20 protein-coding genes and 7 tRNA genes are annotated in these 20,747 nt (G+C 64.7%); 7 read left to right on the top strand and 20 right to left on the bottom strand.

What is annotated here, in order from left to right; all coding sequences use genetic code 11:
• Nucleotides 1-41: 41 nt before the first annotated feature.
• The 8 genes from ACJD00_RS10075 to msrB all read right to left on the bottom strand — a co-directional run bounded on the left by ACJD00_RS10075 (nt 42) and on the right by msrB (nt 9,159).
• A complete protein-coding gene (locus tag ACJD00_RS10075) occupies nt 42-2,156 on the bottom strand; it encodes a 3-hydroxyacyl-CoA dehydrogenase NAD-binding domain-containing protein (protein ID WP_418906900.1) in 2,115 nt (704 codons plus the stop codon).
• A 12-nt stretch (nt 2,157-2,168) separates the two neighbouring features.
• Nucleotides 2,169-3,407: a thiolase family protein gene (locus ACJD00_RS10070; protein ID WP_309406656.1), complete on the bottom strand. Its 1,239-nt coding sequence runs from the start codon at nt 3,405-3,407 to the stop codon at nt 2,169-2,171.
• Between the two features lie 108 nt (nt 3,408-3,515).
• On the bottom strand, nt 3,516-4,733 hold the full coding sequence (locus ACJD00_RS10065; RefSeq protein WP_418906899.1) for an HRDC domain-containing protein: 1,218 nt from the start codon (nt 4,731-4,733) through the stop codon (nt 3,516-3,518).
• Nucleotides 4,734-4,764: 31 nt separating this feature from the next.
• Nucleotides 4,765-5,379, bottom strand: a complete 615-nt coding sequence (locus ACJD00_RS10060; RefSeq protein WP_418906898.1) for a DUF3000 domain-containing protein — start codon at nt 5,377-5,379, stop codon at nt 4,765-4,767.
• 70 nt (nt 5,380-5,449) lie between these two features.
• Nucleotides 5,450-6,511 carry a threonine aldolase family protein gene (locus tag ACJD00_RS10055; RefSeq protein WP_418906897.1) on the bottom strand — a complete coding sequence of 354 codons (1,062 nt, stop codon included), beginning with the start codon at nt 6,509-6,511 and terminating at the stop codon, nt 5,450-5,452.
• Nucleotides 6,512-6,535: 24 nt separating this feature from the next.
• On the bottom strand, nt 6,536-7,225 hold the full coding sequence (locus tag ACJD00_RS10050; protein ID WP_418906896.1) for an SDR family NAD(P)-dependent oxidoreductase: 690 nt from the start codon (nt 7,223-7,225) through the stop codon (nt 6,536-6,538).
• Nucleotides 7,226-7,237: 12 nt separating this feature from the next.
• Nucleotides 7,238-8,611 (bottom strand): DUF6421 family protein, encoded by a 1,374-nt coding sequence (locus ACJD00_RS10045; protein ID WP_418906895.1) that lies wholly within the window; start codon nt 8,609-8,611, stop codon nt 7,238-7,240.
• 140 nt (nt 8,612-8,751) lie between these two features.
• Entirely contained in the window at nt 8,752-9,159 is a 408-nt protein-coding gene (msrB, locus tag ACJD00_RS10040; RefSeq protein ID WP_418909327.1) for a peptide-methionine (R)-S-oxide reductase MsrB, read from the bottom strand.
• 63 nt (nt 9,160-9,222) lie between these two features.
• On the opposite strand from msrB, the gene ACJD00_RS10035 reads away from it, so the two are divergent.
• A complete protein-coding gene (locus tag ACJD00_RS10035; RefSeq protein ID WP_418906894.1) occupies nt 9,223-10,431 on the top strand; it encodes an alpha/beta hydrolase family protein in 1,209 nt (402 codons plus the stop codon).
• Here the strand turns inward: ACJD00_RS10035 and ybaK are convergent.
• The 3 genes from ybaK to ACJD00_RS10020 are packed head-to-tail and all read right to left on the bottom strand — an operon-like array spanning nt 10,428 to nt 12,320.
• Nucleotides 10,428-10,955: a Cys-tRNA(Pro) deacylase gene (ybaK, locus tag ACJD00_RS10030; RefSeq protein WP_418906893.1), complete on the bottom strand. Its 528-nt coding sequence runs from the start codon at nt 10,953-10,955 to the stop codon at nt 10,428-10,430. The genes ACJD00_RS10035 and ybaK overlap by 4 nt on opposite strands.
• 10 nt (nt 10,956-10,965) lie before the next feature.
• Nucleotides 10,966-11,406 (bottom strand): SufE family protein, encoded by a 441-nt coding sequence (locus ACJD00_RS10025; protein ID WP_418906892.1) that lies wholly within the window; start codon nt 11,404-11,406, stop codon nt 10,966-10,968.
• On the bottom strand, nt 11,403-12,320 hold the full coding sequence (locus tag ACJD00_RS10020) for a sulfurtransferase (RefSeq protein ID WP_418906891.1): 918 nt from the start codon (nt 12,318-12,320) through the stop codon (nt 11,403-11,405). The genes ACJD00_RS10025 and ACJD00_RS10020 overlap by 4 nt, the downstream gene beginning before the upstream one ends.
• Before the next feature lie 204 nt (nt 12,321-12,524).
• Between ACJD00_RS10020 and zapE the strand changes: the two genes are divergently transcribed.
• Entirely contained in the window at nt 12,525-13,565 is a 1,041-nt protein-coding gene (gene zapE / locus ACJD00_RS10015; RefSeq protein ID WP_418906890.1) for a cell division protein ZapE, read from the top strand.
• A 4-nt stretch (nt 13,566-13,569) separates the two neighbouring features.
• Here the strand turns inward: zapE and ACJD00_RS10010 are convergent, their stop codons facing one another.
• Together ACJD00_RS10010 and ACJD00_RS10005 are read right to left on the bottom strand one after the other, a co-directional pair.
• A complete protein-coding gene (locus ACJD00_RS10010; protein ID WP_418906889.1) occupies nt 13,570-14,748 on the bottom strand; it encodes a benzoate/H(+) symporter BenE family transporter in 1,179 nt (392 codons plus the stop codon).
• A gap of 142 nt (nt 14,749-14,890) precedes the next feature.
• Entirely contained in the window at nt 14,891-15,109 is a 219-nt protein-coding gene (locus tag ACJD00_RS10005; RefSeq protein WP_309406674.1) for an antitoxin, read from the bottom strand.
• A gap of 313 nt (nt 15,110-15,422) precedes the next feature.
• Between ACJD00_RS10005 and ACJD00_RS10000 the strand changes: the two genes are divergently transcribed.
• A complete protein-coding gene (locus ACJD00_RS10000; RefSeq protein WP_418906888.1) occupies nt 15,423-15,824 on the top strand; it encodes a hypothetical protein in 402 nt (133 codons plus the stop codon).
• A 74-nt stretch (nt 15,825-15,898) separates the two neighbouring features.
• Here ACJD00_RS10000 and ACJD00_RS09995 read toward each other — a convergent pair.
• From ACJD00_RS09995 to ACJD00_RS09965, 7 genes are all read right to left on the bottom strand, one after another.
• Nucleotides 15,899-15,974 (bottom strand) — tRNA-Gly (locus ACJD00_RS09995).
• 16 nt (nt 15,975-15,990) lie between these two features.
• Nucleotides 15,991-16,066: transfer RNA gene (locus ACJD00_RS09990), tRNA-Gly, on the bottom strand.
• A gap of 31 nt (nt 16,067-16,097) precedes the next feature.
• A tRNA-Val gene (locus tag ACJD00_RS09985) sits at nt 16,098-16,169 on the bottom strand.
• A gap of 26 nt (nt 16,170-16,195) precedes the next feature.
• Nucleotides 16,196-16,266, bottom strand: a tRNA-Cys gene (locus ACJD00_RS09980).
• Between the two features lie 34 nt (nt 16,267-16,300).
• Nucleotides 16,301-16,373 (bottom strand) — tRNA-Gly (locus ACJD00_RS09975).
• Nucleotides 16,374-16,404: 31 nt separating this feature from the next.
• Nucleotides 16,405-16,476: transfer RNA gene (locus ACJD00_RS09970), tRNA-Val, on the bottom strand.
• Nucleotides 16,477-16,532: 56 nt separating this feature from the next.
• Nucleotides 16,533-16,605 (bottom strand) — tRNA-Gly (locus ACJD00_RS09965).
• A 194-nt stretch (nt 16,606-16,799) separates the two neighbouring features.
• On the opposite strand from ACJD00_RS09965, the gene ACJD00_RS09960 reads away from it, so the two are divergent.
• The 4 genes from ACJD00_RS09960 to ACJD00_RS09945 all read left to right on the top strand — a co-directional run bounded on the left by ACJD00_RS09960 (nt 16,800) and on the right by ACJD00_RS09945 (nt 20,741).
• Complete coding sequence (locus tag ACJD00_RS09960) at nt 16,800-17,648, top strand: PD-(D/E)XK nuclease family protein (protein WP_418906887.1); 849 nt, start codon at nt 16,800-16,802, stop codon at nt 17,646-17,648.
• Nucleotides 17,649-17,731: 83 nt separating this feature from the next.
• Nucleotides 17,732-18,295: a peptide deformylase gene (def, locus tag ACJD00_RS09955; protein WP_418906886.1), complete on the top strand. Its 564-nt coding sequence runs from the start codon at nt 17,732-17,734 to the stop codon at nt 18,293-18,295.
• A 5-nt stretch (nt 18,296-18,300) separates the two neighbouring features.
• Nucleotides 18,301-19,233 carry a methionyl-tRNA formyltransferase gene (gene fmt, locus ACJD00_RS09950; protein ID WP_418906885.1) on the top strand — a complete coding sequence of 311 codons (933 nt, stop codon included), beginning with the start codon at nt 18,301-18,303 and terminating at the stop codon, nt 19,231-19,233.
• The gene (locus tag ACJD00_RS09945) at nt 19,230-20,741 is read left to right on the top strand and encodes an RsmB/NOP family class I SAM-dependent RNA methyltransferase (protein ID WP_418906884.1); all 1,512 of its coding nucleotides are present in this window, start codon (nt 19,230-19,232) and stop codon (nt 20,739-20,741) included. The genes fmt and ACJD00_RS09945 overlap by 4 nt, the downstream gene beginning before the upstream one ends.
• The last annotated feature ends 6 nt before the right edge of the window (nt 20,742-20,747 follow it).

Below are 20,747 nucleotides of genomic sequence, written 5' to 3'. Positions count from 1 at the left end.
GCAAACTCAGTGCGTGAGCGCCCACGGGCCGTTAGGGGCTGTTAGCCGTGGAACTTTCGTCCGTTGACGCGTTCGGAGGCTCCCACCTGATCCAGGTACGGGGTGATGCCACCGAGATGCATCGGCCAACCGGCACCGGTAATCATGGCCAGATCCACATCCTGAGGCTCGGCGACGACACCCTCGGCGAGCATCAAGCCGATTTCCTCGGCCAGCGCGTCCTGCACGCGCAGCAGAATCTGCTCGGCGCTCGAGGGCTGCTCACCTTGTTCGATGACGGCGACGGCCTCCGGGTTCAACTGCTGCTGACCCTGCTCGTCCTTGATCCATACCTTGGTGACCTTCGCGTCAATCAAGTGCTGCACATTGGCCGAGACCTTGAAGCGCTCGCCGAAGGCCGCGTGCAAGGACTCGGTGACGTGCTGGGCCACCGGCAGGCCAACCATGGCCAGCAGGGTGAACGGGGTCATCGGCAGGCCCATCGGAGCCAGCGCGTTGTCCGCGGTTTTGGCGTCGGTACCTTCATCAAAGGCCGCCTGCACCTCACTCATCAGGCGCAACAGCACGCGGTTGACGATAAAGGCCGCGGCGTCGGCCGAGCGGATGCAGGTCTTGCGCAGTGCCTTACCCAGGGCAAAGGCGGTGGCCACGGTGGACTCGTCGGTCCACTGCGTCGAGGCGATTTCCAGAAGCGGCATCACGGCCACCGGGTTGAAGAAGTGGAAACCAACGAGGCGCTCTGGATGCTTGAGATTTCGTCCCATTTCGGTGACCGACAGCGAGGAGGTGTTGGTGGCCAGAATGCACTCACTGGAGACCACGGCCTCCACTTCGGCGAAGACCTGCTGCTTGACCGTCAATTCCTCGAAAACGGCCTCGATGACGAAATCGGCGTCGGAGAAGGCTTCCTTGCTGATCGAGCCGCTCACCAGAGCCTTGGCCCGATTGACCTTATCCTGGCTCATCCGGCCCTTGGCCTGAAGCTTGTCCAGCTCACCGTGGATGTAGGCCAGGCCCTTATCCACACGTGACTGGTCCAGGTCGGTGATGACCACCGGCACGCTGAGTCGGCGGACGAAGAGCAGGGCCAGCTGTGAAGCCATCAACCCGGCACCTACCACGCCGACCTTGGTGACCGGGCGGGCCAACTTCGAGCTCGGTGCACCCACCGGGCGCTTGCCGCGCTTCTGGACCAGATCGAGAAAGGCGTAGATGGTGTTGCGGAATTCGTTGGTGCCCATGAGCTCGGTCAAGGCGGCGATTTCCAACTGCGCCGATTCCTTTTGGGTGCGTCCGATGCCCTGACGGAACACCTCAAGCGCCTTATAGGGTGCCGGTGCGGCTCCGCCGAGCTTTGCGTCGATAAATGCCTGTGCCTGATCGGCGGCGGCCACAAAGCGCTGCGCGACGGCCTCGTCGGCCGGGTCCACGGCGTTGGGGCGGGTCACCTCGCGGCGCCCGGTGAGAACCTCGTCGGCGAACTCGAGCGAACGCTCCAGGAAGTCCGCACTGTCGTAGAGCGCATCGGCGATGCCCAGCTCGTAGGCTTCGGCGCCGGACAGCGTGCGATTGTTGCTCCACGGGTTGTTGATGATGACTTTCATGGCGGCCTCGGGGCCGATGAGGCGCGGCAACCGGTAGATTCCGGCCCAGCCCGGGATGAGGCCGAGGAAGGACTCGGGTAGCCCCAGGGCGCCGGCGGAGCGCGAGACGGTGCGGTAAGTGCAGGCCAGCGCGATCTCCAGCCCGCCGCCGAGGGAGAGCCCATTGATCAGCGCGAAGGTCGGTACGCCGAGGTCGGCCAGCAGGTCGTAGGTCTGGTGTCCCAGGGTTGCCATGGCGGTGGCGGCCTGCGGATCGTTGAGTCGCTGCACCGCCGACAGGTCCGCGCCGGCCACCAGGAAGTAGGGCTTGCCGGTGATGGCGACGGCGTCGATCTCACCGGCGGCGGCTCGTTCGCTCAGCGCGGTGAGCGTGGCCTTGAGTTCCAGCAGCGTATTGGGCCCCAGCGTCGAGGGCTTGCGGTGATCAAGCCCGTTATCCAGGGTGAGGAGGACGAGTTTCTTGCCGCTGGCTAGGGTGATGTCGCGGGTGAGCGAATGGGTGATGACCTCGTCGTGCATGAGTTCGGCCAGCGCCGTGAATTCTTGAGTCATGGTCTCTTTCTCCTAGGCCTTGCTGCCAAAGTCTTTGTGGTTCGGGTTCTCCCAGATCACGGTGCCGCCCATACCCAGGCCGATGCACATGGTGGTCACGCCGTAGCGGACCGAGGGATCCTCGGCGAACTGGCGGGCCAGCTGGGTCATCAGGCGCACGCCGGAGGAAGCCAGCGGGTGGCCGATGGCAATGGCGCCACCGTAGCGGTTGACCCGGGGGTCATCTTGGTCGATGCCGTAGTAGTCCAGGAAGGACAACACCTGCACGGCGAAGGCTTCATTGATTTCGAACAGTCCGATGTCATCGATGCTCAGTCCGGCCTGGGCCAGGGCCTTTTCGGTGGCCGGGACCGGGCCGTAGCCCATCACGTCGGGCTCCACGCCGGCGAAGGAGAAGGAGACCATGCGCATCTTCGGGCTTAGTCCCAGTTCGCGGGCTGCGGCGCCGCTGGTCAGCAGGGCGGCGGTGGCACCGTCGTTAAGGCCTGCGGCGTTGCCGGCGGTGACATGTCCGTGCGCGCGGAAGGGGGTGCGCAGCTGGGCTAGATCTTCGAGGGTGGTACCCGGGCGTGGTGGCTCGTCGACGGTGTTCAGCATCCAGCCTTCGCCGGGCCGTTTGGCGGCGACCGGGGTCAGGTCGGGCTGGATCTGGCCCTTTTCGTAGGCCGCGGCGAGTTTGGCCTGGGAGGCCACGGCGTAGCGGTCGGCGCGTTCCTTGGTGATGGCCGGGAAGCGATCGTGCAGGTTCTCGGCGGTGTTGCCCATGTTCAGCGCCTGCGGGTCGACGATCTTCTCGGAGAGGAAGCGGGGGTTGGGGTCGGCGCCCTCACCCATGGGGTGATTGCCCATATGCTCGACGCCACCGGCGATCACAACGTCGTAGGCGCCGAAGGCGATGCCACCGGCGGTGCTGGTCACCGCGGTCATGGCCCCGGCACACATCCGGTCGATGGCGAAGCCGGGGACCGACTTGGGTAGGCCGGAGAGCAGGCCTACGGTACGCCCAATGGTGAGCCCCTGGTCTCCAGTCTGCGTGGTGGCGGCCATCGCGACTTCGTCGATGCGCTCGGCCGGCACCTCGGGGTTGCGCTTGAGTAGGGCCTTGACGGCCTTCACTGCCAGATCGTCGGCACGGGTTCCGTGATAGATCCCCTTCTCGCCGGCCTTGCCGAAGGGGGTACGTACCCCATCGATGAAGACGACGTCGCGCGCTGCGAGCGAGTCATGGGCTACCGGGGTGTTTGCACTCACCGTCAGGCTCCTTGCGGGTTGTAGGTATGGTCCACATCACTGTGACTCATACCATAGGTTACTAATGAGTAACTTGTTGTGCAAGTAGCCCTCGGCGCACCCGGAGAATCAGCTACTCAGGGCCTCGGCCAGCGGGGAAGCCACCAGTTCGATCTGCCACTCGCGGGCCCCGAGGTTGCGCAGAAATTCTGCGACCTCCTCGACCTGCATGCCGTCGCTGGCGTCCCAGCACAGCTGACGCAGGAAGCGCGGGGTGAGCAGGTTTTCGGTGGGAATCTGCACCTGCTCCGAGAGTTCGGCGAGAACCTGGCGAGCCTGACCGAGACGTTCGGCGGCCTTCGGGTTCTTATCGCCCCAGGAGCGCACATTTTGTGGCATCCCGCGGTTGACGCTCGGCTCGGGCAAATCGGTGGAGGCAAGCCCGCGCCCGATGGCCTCGAGCCAGCGCGGTGCATCGCGTTTGGCGCTGCGGCCATGGAAGCCATTGATCTGTAGCAGCGCCGGAACCGAGCGCGGCGGCTGGGGCAACGTAGCCATAATGGCCTTGTCGTTCAGGAGCTTACCGGGGGCGACATCGCGGCTACGGGCCAGGGCGTCGCGGGCCAGCCACAGCTCACGGGCCACGGCAAGTTGCTTGCGGCGCTTGATCCGGGCCAGACCCGGCAACTTGCGCCACGGTTCGTCGGACGGCTGGGGATCTGGCATGGTGCGCGCAAATTCAAACTCTTGGCGGGCATACTCCGTTTTGCCCTGTTCCTCGAGCACCTTGGCGATCGCATCGCGTAGCTCGTGGAGCACCTCAACGTCCAGCGCCGCATAGCTCAGCCAGGACTCGGGCAACGGGCGGGTGGACCAGTCCACCGCCGAATGTTCTTTGGCCAGTTCAATGCCGAGCAGCTCGGCCACCATGGTGCCCAGCCCGACGCGGGGCATGCCGGCCAAACGCCCCGCCAATTCGGTGTCATAGAGCTCGACGGGGTACAGGCCCAGTTCGTGCAGACAGGGCAGATCCTGGCTGGCCGCGTGCAGAATCCAGCTCTGCTCGTTCATGAACTCCTGTAGCACCTCGAGATCTTCGAGGGCCTCGGGATCGATGAGCCAGGTGCCGGCACCGGGGCGGCGGATCTGGATAAGGAAGGCGCGCTGACCATAGCGAAAGCCGCTGGCTCGCTCGGTGTCCACGGCTAAGTCTCCGCTACCCTCATGCAGGGTACGCACGGCACGGCGTAGGCCGGCCGGGGTGTTAATAACCTCGGGGATGCCCTCGCTCGGGCGGTTCAAGGGGGTTAGATCGGCCGGCGGCGTGGAAGATTCGGAGCTACTCATCTCTTCCATTCTAGGCCTGTTGCGCCCCGTGCTAGCTGAGGCGACGCGGTAGTTGCTGGACGCCCTGGGGCAGTGGCGGCAACCCGGCAAAGGTGCCGACCATATCGGCCCACCCGCTCAGGTGGTGCCCGAGCATCTGGTCGGTCGGTGTCCACGAGGCGCGCAGTTCAATGTCGATGCTGTCGCTCCGCCCGGCGAGGTTGCCAAAGGACTCGTTCATCACCCGGGTGGCGGTCCCGCCGGCCGCGCGGTACTGTGCCCCGCGTCCTTCGAGTGCTTCTTCGAGCCAGCTCCAGGCCACGGAGGCCAGCAGCGGATCTTGGCCCATGTCTTCGTCGAGGCTCGCCCGAATGTAGCTGACCACGCGGAAGTTGCCTTCCCACAGCTCGACCGGTTGCGGGTCATAAAGCAGGACGAAGCGCCCGGTGGCTAATTGTTCGGAGGCTGGCAAGATCGGGGTGTGCTGGCGTGTGTTGCGTTCGGTGGCGTACACGTCGGCACTCAGGGCCAGCGCAAAGGGTGCGAGCTTGCCGGGGGCCGGTATTTTCGTGATGTGCAATTCGCGGCGAAGATCGGCGCGCGCCAAATCGGCCACGGCGTCGGAAAACACCGCGGGAATGCTGGCTGCACGGGGAAGTTCACTCACATGTTGAGTGTAAGCGTGCCGCACTCGGTCAGGAATGCGGCACGCCGATGCGCCTGTTGCTAAGGCCTACTCAGTGGGCGTTGTGGGCCGCCATGAGCTCGCCGAGCTTGGCGATGAAGGCATCCACATCCGACTCCGCGGTGTCGAAGGAGCACATCCAGCGCACGTGCCCGGCGGCGCGATCCCAATCGTAGAAACGGAAGGATTCACGCAGCGTGTCGGCCACGTCATTTGGCACCTGAGCGAAGACCCCATTGGCCTGCGTGGGGTAGACCAGCTCCACCCCGTCGATCTGCTCGACGGCGGCCGAGAGCTTCGCGGCCATCGCATTGGAGTGCGAGGCCGAACGCTTCCACAGATCCGTGCCATAGAGTTCCAGCAGCTGGGCGGAGATGAAACGCATCTTGCTGCCCAACTGCATATTCATCTTGCGCAGGTACTTCATATCCGCGGCCAGATCCTCGCGGAGGGTGAGAATGCCTTCGCCAAGCAGCAGCCCGTTCTTGGTGCCGCCCAGCGAAACGATGTCGACGCCGACATCGGTGGTCAGCTCGCGCAGCTCAACGCCCAGATGCGCCGCGGCGTTGGCCAGACGTGACCCATCGAGGTGCACCAGCATGCCCTTGGCGTGCGCGTGCTCGGTGATCGCGGCGATCTCCTCGGGGGTGTAGACGGTGCCCAGCTCGGTGGCCTGGGTGATCGACACGGCCAGCGGCTGGGCGCGGTGCTCATCGCCGAAGCCCCAGGCTTCCTGATCGATCAGCTCCGGGGTCAGCTTGCCGTCCGGGGTCGGGACCTGCAGGAGCTTGATGCCGCCCACGCGTTCCGGGGCGCCGTTTTCGTCGACGTTAATATGTGCGGTGCTCGCGCAGATGACCGCGCCCCAGCGCGGAAGCAGCGAGGTCAGTGCGGTCACGTTGGCGCCGGTGCCGTTGAACACCGGGAAAATTGCCGCCTGCGGGCCGAAGCTGTCGCGGGCCAGCTGATCCAGCGCCTCGGTGTACTGATCCTCACCGTAGGCGATCTGGTGTCCACCATTGGCGCGTGCGATCGCCTCGAGTACTTCCGGGTGAACGCCGGAGTAGTTATCGGAGGCGAATCCGCGCAGCTCGGTGTCGTGGCTCAAGGTCATGGGGATGACTCCTGTCAAAGGGGTTTAGAGAGTGGGCAGGTGCACGCGGGCGCCGTTGATGCTGGCCGCGTCGGCGCCGAGCAGTTCCACGGCGGCGGCGCCGACCGCATCGGCGTGCGTGAAGCCGGCCGGGGCGTCGCTGGTCTTATCGGTCAGCGCCTTGACCACCCAGGTGATGGCGGCGGACTGCGGGGCCTGCTTGCTAAAGAGGCGTGCGACGGCATTCAGCCAGTATTCGGCGGCCGCCTTGACGCTACCGTAGTTGGCGTTCGACGGGGTGGGGTTCTGCACCGCCTCGGCGCTAATGATCGCCAGCCGGCCGGCGCTGGAGGCCACCAGGTCCTCATGGAAGGCCTTGGTGGTGTTGCGCAGCGTGCCCAGGACCTGTCGGGTCAGGAAGGCGAAGTCCGCATCGTCCTGCCCGGCGAGGCCCTTGCCGCCGCGCCACCCGCCGACCAGGTGCAACAGCACGTCGATCGGCCCGTGCTCGCGATGGATTTGCTCGGCTAACTGTGCCACCGCCTCGGGGTCGGCCAGGTCGCAGACGTAACGACCGGTGGCGAAATCGAGGCGCTCGTTGAGCCGTTCGGCGTTGCTGCCCACGGCCAGCACCCGCGCTCCGGATTGTGCCAGTGCACGACCCGAGGCCACCCCGCTCGGCGAGGTGGCCCCGGCAATCAGCACGAGCGGTGAATCATTTGATGGTTCGCTCATGGTTTGATCCTATTAGATGCTGCTGGCACCATACATGCCACGGGTGGACTCGATGGTCTCGCTCATCTTCTTGCTCAGTGCCTCGTAGAACATGGACAGCGGGAACTCGTCGTCCATCACCTGGTCGGTGATTTCACGCAGCGGAGCGGTCAGCGGCAGGGCGTCTGGACCCTTGGCCCAGACCGAGGCCGGGTGCGGGGTGACGGTGGCGGAGACCAGCTCGTAGGCGGCCAGCCAGTGGGCCAGCTTCGGACGGTCGATGGACTTCCAGTACAGCTCGTCGATGGCGTCGCCCAGGGCCGAAACGACCTCCGGAACCTGCTCCCAATCGATGGTCAGCTTGGTGTCGGTCCAGTGCAGCACGTGGTTCTGGTGCATCCAGGCGAAGAGCAGCTGGCCACCGAGGCCGTCGTAGTTACGCACGCGGTTGCCGGTGATGGCAAAGCGGAAGATCCGGTCGAAGATCACGGCGTACTGCACCAGCTTGGCGGTGTGGCGGGTGCGCTCGTCGGCGTTGGCGTCGTTGTGGATCTTCACGCACTCGCGGAATGCGGTCAGGTCGCAACGCAGTTCCTCGAGCGAGTACAGGAAGAACGGCATGCGCTGCTTGATCATGAACGGATCGAAGGGCAGGTCGCCACGCATGTGGGTGCGGTCATGGATGAGGTCCCACATGATGAAGGTGTCCTCGGTCAGTTGCTGATCTTCCAGTAGCTGGCTGGCGTCGGCCGGCAGTTCCAGGTTGGTGATCGCCGAGGCCTCCTTCAGAACCTTGCGGAAGCGCACGGCTTCGCGGTCCTGGAAGATTGCGCCCCAGGTGAAGGACGGGGTTTCGCGGATGGCGACGGACTCCGGGAAGAGCACGGCGGAGTTGGTGTCGTAGCCGGCGGTGAAGTCCAGGAAGCGCAGCGGCACGAACAGCCCGTTGCTGTAGCTACCGGCCTCGAGGTTCGCGATGAACTCCGGCCACATGACCTGCACCAGCACGGCCTCGAGGTGACGGTTGGTCGAACCGTTCTGGGTGTACATCGGGAAGAGCACCAGGTGCATCAGGCCATCTTCGCGCTGCGTCTGCGGCTGGAACTGCACCAGCGAATCCAGGAAGTCGGGCACGCCGAATCCGGCGTCCTTCCACGCGGCTAGGTCCTTGACCAGGGCGGTGAGGTAGGCCTCGTCGTGGGCGAAGTGGCCGGAGAGTTCCTGTACGGCGCCGATGATCAGTTCGATCAGTTCGCCGGCGCGGGCCTGGTCGGCCTCCGGGGCGAGCGAGCCGTCCTTGACCTGAAGGGTCTGGAATTCGCTGGCGGAAGCCTTGAGGGTCTTCCAGGCCTGTGAGTCGACAATCTCATCGGCGCTGACGGTTGGCTTGATAGGGGTCTGGGTCATGGTCTCCACCTCAATCGTTGGGTCGTTGCGTTCTTGGTAATAACGCTACGCGCAACCGAAGAAAAAGTAATGCTCAGCCCATCAAGGCTAAGCATTACTAATGCTAGATGTGATGTGGGCCCCAGCTTGGCGGACGGTGCTTAATCCTGAGTTTCGCGCAGCGTCAAGCTGATCGAATTCATGCAGTAGCGCAGGTCGGTCGGGGTGTCGAAACCCTCGCCCTTAAACACATGCCCAAGGTGCGAATCGCAGCTTGCGCACCGCACCTCCACGCGTTCCATGCCCATGCTTTGATCGCTGAGGTAACGCACCCGATCCTCGGCCAATGGGGCGAAGAACGAGGGCCAGCCGCAGCCAGCGTCGAACTTCGTGTCACTGGTGAAAAGCTCGGCACCACAGGCCCGGCAGGCATAAACCCCGGCCTGCGTGCTGTCCCAGTACTCACCGGTGAAGGGGCGCTCGGTGCCAGCCTCACGCAACACCTGGAATTCCTGCGGCGAGAGCACCTCGCGCCAGTCAATATTCTTTGGATTCTCCGGTTTACTCATGTACCGCACAACGTCTGGCGGCCACCGAAGATTCCCCGAGCCTGGATCTGCCATGATGGGACTATGCCACGCAATCTCGCACAGACCCTCGAACCGCGGAAAACCATCCCGGCCACGCTCATTGGCGCCGGAGCCGGACTGGCCGCCGGTTCGCTGCTGGCCGCCAGTGTCTCCGCGCTCGCCGGGTACTTCGCCCGCCGAGTGGTCACCCCGGATGAAAAACGCATCTTCAGTGTCATCGTGCGCGATATCGTCGTCGACGCCCACGGTCAGCGCTGGATGCATCTGCAACGCACCGAGGAAACCACCGCGGCCGGGGCCTGTAGCTTCCTCGGGGAAGGCGACGCCTGCGCGGTGCGGCTCGGCCCGCCACAACCCGTGCCGGGCAAACCCCGATTGGTGGCGCGGGCCGTGGAGGAAATCTACCGGGGTTCGCTAGAGAATGTCCGGCGTGGAAATTTCTCCGGGGCCATCTATGAGCACCCGCGCGATATTGGCATCGACGCGCACGAGGTCAAGGTGCCGCTCGAGGTCGGCCCGGCCCCCGCCTGGCTGATCGACGGCACCAGCCACAAGGACACCTGGGTGATCTGCGTGCACGGACGCGGGGCGAGGCGCACCGAATCGATTCGGGCGCTACCGACCCTGCAACGCGTGGGAGTGAGCGCGCTGCTGATCAGCTATCGCAACGACGGGCTGGCCCCGGCCACCCTCGACGGGCGCTATGGCCTGGGGGATACGGAATGGCTCGATGTGCAAAGCGCCATCGGCTACGCCCTGGAACACGGGGCGCGCAAGGTCATTCTCATGGGCTGGTCCATGGGTGGGGCGATCAGCCTGCAGACCGCCGACCGTTCGGCCCTGGCCAACGTCATCGACGCACTGGTGCTCGTGGGGCCGGTCATTAACTGGGTGGACGTGCTCAGCCACCAGGCCCGGGCGAATAAGATCCCACAATCCGTGGGTCGGCTGGCTCAATGGCTGCTGTCCAACCCGGCCGGACGCTGGTTTACCGGACTGGCGGCACCGGTGAATCTCAAGGCGCTGAACTGGGTGGACCGTGCCGAGGAGCTGACCCACCGAACGCTGATCATGCACAGCGACGACGACGACTTCGTGCCCTCGGGCCCGAGCCACAAGCTGGCCACGTTGCGTCCGGACCTGGTGACCCTGAAATCCTTCCGGGGCGCCGGGCACACCCGCGAACCGAACGTCGACCCGCAGGGATTTGCCGCCGCCCTAGAGGTCTTCCTGCGTAGCCGACTAGCCTAGCCGCGCTCCGCGGGCAGCGACGTGCCGCTGGCCACAGGCGCCACACTGGCGCCCAGAAACGCCACGGCGCGTTCCGGGGCCAGCTCGAGGCTGAAGCCTCGTCGACCCCCGGAGAGAAAAATGCTTTCGTGCTCAAGGGCCGAACGGTCGATGACCGTCGGGCTGAGGTGGCGTTGTCCGAAGGGAGAAATCCCGCCGAGTACATAGCCGGTGCGCCGCTGGGCGGCCTGTGGATCGGCCATCTGCACCCGCTTGCACCCTAGCGCCTGCGCGCAGGCCTTAAGATCCAGGGTGGAATCCGCCGGGACGATTGCCACCGCCAGGTCGCGATCGGCCTGCGCCCCGGTGGCCACCATTAGTGTTTTGAACACCCGGGCGGGGGAGACGTGTAGGGCGCGCGCCGCCTCGGCACCGTAACCCTCGGACTGCGCCCGGTGCGCATAGTGGTGGGCGGTATAGGGCACCCCGGCGGCCTCCAAAGCCACGGTTGCCGGGGTGCCCGATTGTCCCTGTCGCTTGCCCATACCGCCGGTCCTAGGCCTCCAACTGCTCGCGCACCTGGCGCTTGATGCGGCCTAGCATCGCGGTCATCCCGCGCATACGCAAGGGGGACAGCGCCCGCGAAAGCCCCAGAGACTGCGGCATATCGTCGGCCACGGCCAAGATGTCGGTGGCCGGGGCGCCATCGAGCCCGGCGGCCAGCACCGAGGCGAACCCGCGGGTGGTTGGCGCCTCGGGTGGCGCCGAAAAGAACAGCCGGGTCAGCCGGTTCTCGTCGTTACCGACCTCAACCACCAAAAATAGCGGCGACTGGCACTCGACGACCTGCTCGAGCAACTCCGGGTGCTCGGCCAAACGCGGTGGTAGCTCGGGCAACTCACGAGAGAACTCGAGCAGCAGCTCGAGGCGGTCGGCCTCGGGCACCTCGGTGAATTCCTCTACGATCTCTCTCAGTGCCGCGGGGGTCTGGCTCATGCGCGACCCGCCAGCTGCGCCGGAAGTTCGCCGGGCTCGGCTCCGCGGACAATCGGCACGCGCACCGCGTTGCCCCACTCGGTCCACGAACCGTCGTAATTGCGTACCTTCTCAAAGCCCAACAGGTGAGTCAGCACAAACCAGGTGTGGCTGGAACGCTCACCGATGCGGCAGTAGGCCACGACGTCGTCGCCCGGCTTCAGCCCGGCCTCGTCGAGATAGATTGCCTCCAGTTCCTGGCGCGAACGGAAGGTACCGTCCTCGGCCGCGGCCCGGGCCCACGGCACCGACGCGGCGGTGGGGATATGCCCGCCGCGCAGCGCGCCCTCCTCCGGGTAGGCGGGCATATGGGTGCGTTCACCGGTGTATTCCTCCGGGGAGCGCACATCGATCAGCGGGTTGCCCAGGTGCTCGAGCACCTGCGGCAGGTAGGCACGAATCTGCGAATCGTCACGCTCGATGACCGGGTAGTCGGCAACCGGGCGCGCGGCGGGCTTCTCGGTGCTCAGTTCGCGTCCCTCGGCGATCCACTTATCGCGTCCGCCATCGAGCAGGCGCACATCTTCGTGCCCGAACAGCGAGAACACCCAAAGCGCGTAGGCGGCCCACCAGTTGGACTTGTCGCCGTAGATCACCACGGTGGTGTCCCGCGCAATGCCCTTGGCCTTCATCAGGCGGGCGAAGCCCTCGCCGTCGACGTAGTCGCGGGTGACTTCATCGTTCAGTTCGGTATGCCAGTCCACCTTGAGCGCCCCGGGGATGTGGCCGGTGGAGTAGAGCAGAATATCCTCGTCGGACTCGAGCACCACGAGGTTCTCGTCGTTCAGGTGCGCGGCCAACCACTCGGTGGATACCAACCGCTCCGGGTGGGCGTACTGGGCGTAGGCTGGATTCTCATCCACGGGCACGGGCATCGCTAACCGTCCTTCATTCGGGGTCTGACTGAAAGCGCGGGCCCGCACCGTAGAGTGCGGCCACACGCTCTTACCCCTAGCCTAGTCCCGGGTGGGGCCCAGCTTCCAAGCCCCGGAGGTCATCCAAGGGAACATAAGCTAGCGCCGGGCGGTAAACTATCCGATGGACCGGTACCGACTTTTGCAAAGGACACCACTGCGCGCATGGCCACGATAACCCACCTGACCGAGACCACTCCCAATGTTTCGGTGGAGGAACTGCTGGCCGGATTCCACCCGTCCTACCGTTTCGGGGAGGTCTCCTTCAACACCTACCGGCCCGACCCGCGCCAGCCTTCGCAGGCCGAAGCGGTCACCAAACTGCAGCGTTTTGCCGAGTCGGTGGGCAAGTCCTCCTCGGGCGGCTTCTTCGGCAAGCTCTTTGGGAAGAAGGAAACCGCAAAGAACGGGATTTATCTCGACGGCGGCTTCGGCGTGGGCAAAACCCACCTGCTGGCCTCGCTATGGCACGCCGCCCCGGGACCGAAAGCCTTTGGCACCTTCGTGGAGTACACCAACCTGGTCGGGGCGCTGTCCTTCCGGCAGACCGTCGACGTGCTCAGCCAGTACAAGCTGGTGTGCATCGACGAATTCGAGCTCGACGACCCGGGGGACACCGTGCTGATGTCGCGGTTGATGCGTGAACTCTCCGACGCCGGGGTCAAGCTGGCGGCCACCTCGAACACCCTGCCCGGCGCGCTGGGCGAGGGACGCTTCGCCGCGGTGGATTTCCAGCGCGAAATCAAGACGCTCTCCGAACAGTTCGACGTGCACCGGGTTGACGGTGAAGATTTCCGCCACCGTGGTCTGCCCGAGGCCCCGAAGCCGATGGACGATGCTCAGCTTGAAAGCTTTGCCGCGGAACGTTACCCGGAGAGCACCCTCGCGGTGGATGACTTTGCCGACCTGGTCGCGCACCTGTCCAAGGTGCACCCCTCGCGCTACCGCCAGCTGCTGGCCGAGACCCAGGTCCTGGTGTTGCATAACGTCGACACCATCACCGATCAGTCGGTGGCCCTGCGCTTCGTGGTGCTGGCCGACCGGCTCTATGACAAGGACGTGCCGATCATTGCTTCGGGTAAGCCCTTCAGCGAACTGTTCACCGAGGAAATGATGGCCGGTGGCTACCAGAAGAAGTACTTCCGTGCCGTCTCGCGTTTGACCGCCCTGGCCCGCGAGGGTCAGATCGGTGAGGTCGCACTCTAAGGCACTAGCTGCGTTCGGCGATCAGGTGCACGCCTAGGCCGATGAGTAGCGCCCAGAAGGCCCCGCCGATTCCGAAGAGGGTCAGGTTGGAGGTGGCGACCAACAAGGTCGCCAGCGCGCTGAAGCGCCACGCCGGATCGGCAAGTGCCCCGCCGAGCGCATTGGCCAAGGTGGCCAGCAGCGCCAGTCCCGCGGCGGCTTCGAAGAGTCCTGCGGGGCTCGCCGCGGCCACCGAGGCAATGAGCACCGAGCCGGCGGCGAAGAGCAGATAGAACACCCCGCTACTCGTGGCCGCACGCCAGCGTAGGGCCGGATTGGAGCCGGCCGCCTCGCCGGCGGCCAGCGCCGCGGAGATTGCAGCCAAATTAATCGCATGCCCGCCGAAGAACGCGCCGGCGGCGCTACCGGCGCCGGTGAGCAGCATGCTTGAGCGCCAGGGTGTGGTGTAACCAAAGGTCGACATCACCGCCACCCCTGGAATATTTTGCGACGCCATGGTCACGATGAATAGCGGCAGGCTAATGCTGGCCACGGCGGCCAGCGAAAATTCCGGCACCACCAATTCCAGGCTGGGGGCGGCCGAAATCTGTGCCCACGCACCGTGAGCGGCAATATGCCACAGCCCGATAGCCACGGCCACCAGCATGCTCAACCCCACGGCGTACTTCGGTAGTTTGCGTAGGGCCACCAAAAACGCGAGCAAAATGGCCAGCGCCTCAATGGGAATGTGGCTTAGCGCCGTGAACGGCTTGAGGCAGAGCGGGATAAGGATACCCGCGAGCATGCCCTGGGCAATGGAGACCGGAATGGCGGCCATCAACCGTTGCAGGGCTGGCACCAGGCCGGTCAACATGATCAACACGCCGCTGACGATGAACGCCCCCACCGCTTGCGCGAAACTGAAATTACCCGGCGCCAAGCCGGCCAGTAGCGCCGCCCCGGGCGTCGACCAGGCAACCGTGACCGGCACCCGATGCCAGCTCGAGAGCACGATGCAGCTAATTCCCGTGAGCAGGGTCAGGGCCAGTAGGCCCGATGCGGCCTGATGGGCCGTGGCTCCCGCGGCCGTGAGGCCGGCTAGCACCACGGCAAAGGACGAGGTGAAACCCACGACGGTGGTGACCAGCCCGGCCAAAACCGCATCTCGGAGCGCATTATTTTCCGCCGCAACGCTTTGTGACATGCGTTTATTTTCGAGGCGGGGGAGTACGTGGAACAAATTGGTAACAGGCCGAGGGGGTTAAATGACGTGGGCACCGCGCCAGTATCTGGCCGGTGCCCACGTGACGTGTCGTGCAGGCCGATACGTCAAAGATCTCGACGCGCTATGCGTTCTCTTCCCCACCGAGGTTGTTCAGGAAGTTCTGAGCGCCTTCTTGAGCGCCATCAACTTGCTCGGCGAACTTTCCCCCGGTCTTGTCGTCAACAAAGTCACCGGCCTTCTCGATCCCGTCCGAGATCTGGTCCGAATGTTCGCTGGCGAACTGGGACGCCTTATCCTTCAGGCCGTCGAGGTTACCTGCGAGATCGTCTAATCCTGGCATACGCTTCTCCCTTCGCTGCTGAAGATCGGGGTGATCCTCACTGCACTACATCCTAAGCCGCTAGATCACGTTTTCGTAACCCCGGCGTTCATGCCGAGGGCGAACACGCTCTTGGCTCTAATACGCGTGTGGCTAGCGCCTATATATGTATGAATCTAGAGTTTTACCGGGTGGGAAGAACGCGAGGCGCTGTGAGGTTTCGGGCGCGGTTAATTCACCCTGCTTTCGCCCGCTCTTTCCATTCAATTCCCTTGTGTGATGTGCATCACAGGGATAAGATTCGCCCACGTGTTCGTTCGTGAAAAGGGGAATTATGAATACAGGTAAACGGGTCGCGTTGGGGATCGCGGCCGTACCGGCAGTCCTAACACTGGCTGCCGGCTCGGCATTGGCGCATCAGTGCGTCAATGCCAGCAAGGTCAATCAAGCCGCCGGTGTCCAAGTCGTGATCGACGACGAAAGTGGTGAGGTCGTGTGGGCGACGCGGGGCGTGTTGAACCGCATCGATCGGGGCGTTATCAATCCCGAAACCGGGGAGGGCTTCTCCGGGCTTCTTGGATTCGACGTGAATGGTGACCAGGTGGCCGACCTCGCAACGTGGATTGTGGGGCCCAATGGCGAAATTCCGCAACAGGCCCAGTATGGCGGGGCAACCTGCAGCGGGGTCGTGAACATCCAAGTCTGGTTCGAGCAATGCCAGACGGATCCGGTGTAACACAAATGATCGGGGCACTCTCGCAGGCCCAATAGGTGAAGAGGCGATCCTGAAATTCAGGACCGCCTCTTTCGTGGAGCGGACAACGAGGTTCGAACTCGCGACCTCAACCTTGGCAAGGTTGCGCTCTACCAGCTGAGCTATGTCCGCACGATATTCAATTATTTGGAGCGGACAACGAGGTTCGAACTCGCGACCTCAACCTTGGCAAGGTTGCGCTCTACCAGCTGAGCTATGTCCGCTTGGGTACTGATCCTAGGGATCGATACTCCGTGCGCGATACTGGGATCGAACCAGTGACCTCTTCCGTGTCAGGGAAGCGCGCTACCGCTGCGCCAATCGCGCAAAAAGAAAGCAATGATCTTTCTGCGAGGTGGGGACGGGATTCGAACCCGCGTATACGGCTTTGCAGGCCGCTGCCTCGCCTCTCGGCCACCCCACCATTGACCGGTAAACCGGTCGGTGTTCTTCTTGCGAGCGGACAACGAGGTTCGAACTCGCGACCTCAACCTTGGCAAGGTTGCGCTCTACCAGCTGAGCTATGTCCGCTTGGGTACTGATCCTAGGGATCGATACTCCGTGCGCGATACTGGGATCGAACCAGTGACCTCTTCCGTGTCAGGGAAGCGCGCTACCGCTGCGCCAATCGCGCCGAAGATTCCGCAGGGGAATCTCGACAAAACCACAAATCACTTCGCGATTTTTCCGAGCGGACAACGAGGTTCGAACTCGCGACCTCAACCTTGGCAAGGTTGCGCTCTACCAGCTGAGCTATGTCCGCAAATGCTGTTTTCCCGAACGTTTCCGTCCGTTTTCCAACGAGTAAAAACTCTATACGAGTTTGACCGGGCTTCCAAATCGAAAACATGAGATCTGGTTCACAAGCCATTGTAGTCCCGGAAACACGCGGAAAAATAGTCCCCACAGCCCCTGCGTCGCACTCTTAACTCCGAGATGACATGCCATGATCGAGATATGACCTCTCCACGACTCGCCGTGAGTACGGCCACCGGACGCATGTATCGCAGAGACCTCTCGCAACCGGCCACGGTTCCGTCGATTACGACGGTCATGTCCGTGGCCGCACCCGATCTCAGTGGGTGGGCCGGATACCTAGCCGCCACGACACTGAGTGAAGACAGTCGGCTACCCGCGGCGCTACAGACGCCCGGGGCCGTCCGTCCGTTAGTGCGCGAGGCCGCATCCGCTGCGGAACGCTATCGAGATGCCGCGGCCGAACGCGGCGATCGGTTGCACAACTACGCCGAAGCATGGGCGCTACGCGCGCTGGGGCAAGCGCACGAGCTTGAGGCCGCGCGCGCCAAGCTCGAAGAACACGGCGAACTTGCCAATGCCGCGCACTTTGAAGCGTGGTGGCACGACTACGGCGTGGAACCGGTGGCCGCGGAGGTGACCATCTGGAATGCAACCCTCGGTTACGCCGGCACCATCGACCTTGTGGCGCGTATCGGCGGTCGCCTCTGCTTGGTGGATTACAAAACCCGTGGCGTGGACCGTGATGGACAGCTCAAACGGCCCGACGAAAAGGTCATCATGCAGTTAGCGGCGGCCGCGCAGGCCGAGGAGCAGAACGTGGACGCCGAGGCCGGACGCTGGGAACCATGGCCGCACCCACGCAATCCGTTGCTTCTCGCCGTCGCCCTCGGTGCGGCACCGGCCCGCACCTACCTGGCCACCGAGGCGGCAGTTCCCACCTACTTCGCCCAGTTCCAAGCCCTTCATGCCGCATGGCAGGCACGCCAGATCATTGCGACGAACCCGAGCGCGCTGACCGAGATCGCGCCGCCGGCCGCGCCAGCCTAAGACTCGGCACCGTAGACTAGAGCTTCCGGTGATGCTTCTGGCCTCGCCGCGCCACCAACTACCGAGAGGAACCACCACCCACCATGGCAGTACTGGGAATTCGGATCATTGGCGACCCCGTGTTGCGCACCCGAGCGGACGAGGTCACCGAATTTACACCGGAGCTCAAGAAGCTCGTCGCCGATATGGACGAGACCATGGAGAATGTGGATGGTGCCGGTTTGGCCGCCCCACAGGTGGGTGTGTCCCAGCGGGTGTTCACCTATCAGGTCGACGGAGTGCGGGGACATATCGTGAACCCCGTCCTCGAATTGAGCGACGAACTGCAGGAACCAGCCATGGAAGGGTGCCTGTCCATTCCGGGGATCGCCGGAAAAATCGCCCGACACCGCACCGTGCGTGCCACCGGCTTCGACGTCGAAGGCAACCCGCTGACGCTGGAGGCCGAGGGCCTGCTGGCACGCTGCCTGCAGCATGAAACCGATCACCTCGACGGGGTCCTGTTCTTGGATCGCCTCTCCGCCGCGGACCGCAAGGCCGCATGGCGCACGCTCCGTGCCGGTAACTACAACGCCACGGCGAGCAGCACCGTCACCCAGCGCGCCTCGGCGCTCGGTTCAAGCTTCGGCGCCGGAATGGGGCGCTGAGTCTTATGCGTATCCTTTTTGCCGGAACCCCGCAGGTGGCCGTGCGGACCCTAGATGCCCTACACGAGGCCGGATTCGAGATCGCCGCCGTGTTGACCCGCCCGGATGCACCCTTGGGGCGCAAACGCGTGATGACCCCCTCGCCGGTTGCCGCGCGCGCCACCGAACTAGGCCTCGAGGTCATCAAGTCCTCCACCATTGACGCGGCCGTGACCGCGCAGATCGCTGAGTTGAAGGTAGCTGCTGCCGCCATCGTCGCCTACGGCGGGCTGGTACCAGCCGCGGCGCTGCAGGTGCCCACTCACGGGTGGATCAATCTGCATTTCTCCCTGCTTCCAGCCTGGCGTGGTGCCGCTCCGGTGCAGCACGCCATCATCCATGGCGACGACATCACCGGCGCGGCGACCTTCCAACTCGAGACCGGTCTGGATACAGGGCCGGTGTATGGCCAGGTCACCGAGGTCATCGACGAAAACACCACGGCCGGAGACCTGCTGCAGCGGCTCAGTGACAGCGGCTCGCAGCTGCTCGTACAGACCCTGCACGCGCTGGAGGCCGGGGTGGCCAACCCGGTACCGCAAAGCGGTAACGGAAGCTACGCGCCGAAACTGACCGACGCCGACGCCCGCCTGGACTTCAGCAAACCGGCTACGGAAATCCGGCGCCGGGCCCACGGCACGCTCCCGGCCCCCGGCCCCTGGGCGATGGCTGGCGAGCAACGCTACAAGTTCGGTCCGCTCCGCGAGGTACGCGAGCGCCGCGACCTGGCCTGCGGGGAACTGCATATCGAACCGGGTAAGCGCCCGGTCGTACTCATTGGCACCGCCACCTGGGCCCTCGAGGTCACCGCCTTGCAACCGCCGGGCAAGAAAATGATGAACGCCGCCGACTGGGCCCGCGGTGCGCTGGCCAACGACCTGAAAGTGAACTTCGCATGAGCCAGGACAACCAGCCACGCCGCAACGAGCGTGGCCGCACCCGCAACCGCGGCCAGGGCGCCGGCCCGCGCCAGTTCAGCCAGTCGGCCCCCGCGGCCCGCAAACGCTCGGCCGACCCGGCCCGCCTGGTGGCCTTCAAAGTGCTCCGCGAGGTGAGCGAGGCCGACGCGTACGCCAACCTCGTGCTGCCCAAAATGATCCGTACCTATCAACTCGATAAGCGCGACGCCGGCTTCGCCACCGAACTGGCCTATGGGGCGCTGCGCGGACAGGGTTTCTACGACGGCATCCTGGCCACCCTGGTTGATCGTCCGCTCGAGGAGCTCGACCCGGCCATCCGCGACGCGCTACGCCTCGGAGCCCACCAACTCTTGGCCATGCGGGTACCGCAGCATGCGGCACTCGATGAAACCGTGTCGTTGGCCCGCGCCCAGATCGGGGCCGGTCCCTCCGGGCTCATCAACGCGGTGCTGCGCCGAGTCACCGCCCGCGACGCCCAAGAGTGGGCCGCGGAACTCGCCGCCGGGGCCAGCAACGACACCGCGCGTCTGGCCATCGAGCACAGTCACCCGGAGTGGGTGGCCCGCGCCCTGCACCAGGCTTTGAAGGCTCACGGCCGCGACGGGCAGGAGCTGGAACAATTGCTGCGCGCCGATAACCTGGCCCCGGTGGTCAACCTCGTGGCGCTACCCGGACTGGCGGACATTGAGCAGGTGCTCGCCGCCGGCGCCGAGCCCGGCGAGCTGCTCGCCGATTCGGCCACCTACCAGCAGGGCGACATTTCCCGGGTACCCGGTGTGCGCTCCGGCGTGGTGCGTGCCCAGGACGCGGGAAGCCAGATCATGGCCCGTGCGCTGGCGGGGGCTGAATTGCCCGATCCCACCGACGGAGATCGCTATTGGCTCGACCTCTGCGCCGGACCGGGCGGCAAGGCGGCACTGCTGGGGGCGCTGGCGGTGCAACGCGATGCCCGGTTGACGGCCAACGAGCCCACCGCCCACCGTGCCCGGCTGGTCGAACAGTCCTTGGCGCCGGTGGATCCGGGGTACTGGATGGTGGACTCGCGCGACGGACGTGATTTCGGTGGCGCCGAATTCGCGGGGGATTACGACCGCATTATGGTCGACGCTCCCTGCTCAGGTCTCGGCGCACTGCGTCGCCGCCCCGAGGCGCGGTGGCGCAAGACGCCGCGTGACATCCAGCCACTGGCCCAGTTGCAGGGTGAACTGCTCGACGCCGCGTTCAGCGCGGTCCGCCCCGGCGGGGTAATCGGCTACGTAACCTGTTCCCCGCACCAGGTGGAGACCCGCCAAGTCGTGCAGGACTTCCTGCAGCGCAACCCGCAAGCCCGCCTGCTGGATACGGCCGCAGCCATCAACTCGGTGCTTTTGCCCGAGGTGCGCGTCCAGGGCACCGAGCTGGGAGAGTCGGGTAATACCGTGCAGCTCTGGCCGCACCTGCAGCGGACCGATGCCATGTTCATGGCCCTTCTGACCAAAACCGCCTGAGACCCT

Origin of the sequence: Glutamicibacter endophyticus, from assembly GCF_048457885.1 — a bacterium.
Lineage (GTDB): Bacteria > Actinomycetota > Actinomycetes > Actinomycetales > Micrococcaceae > Glutamicibacter > Glutamicibacter endophyticus.
The sequence above is the reverse complement of the archived record's forward strand: the minus strand, read 5'-3'. Positions and strand labels throughout refer to the sequence as shown.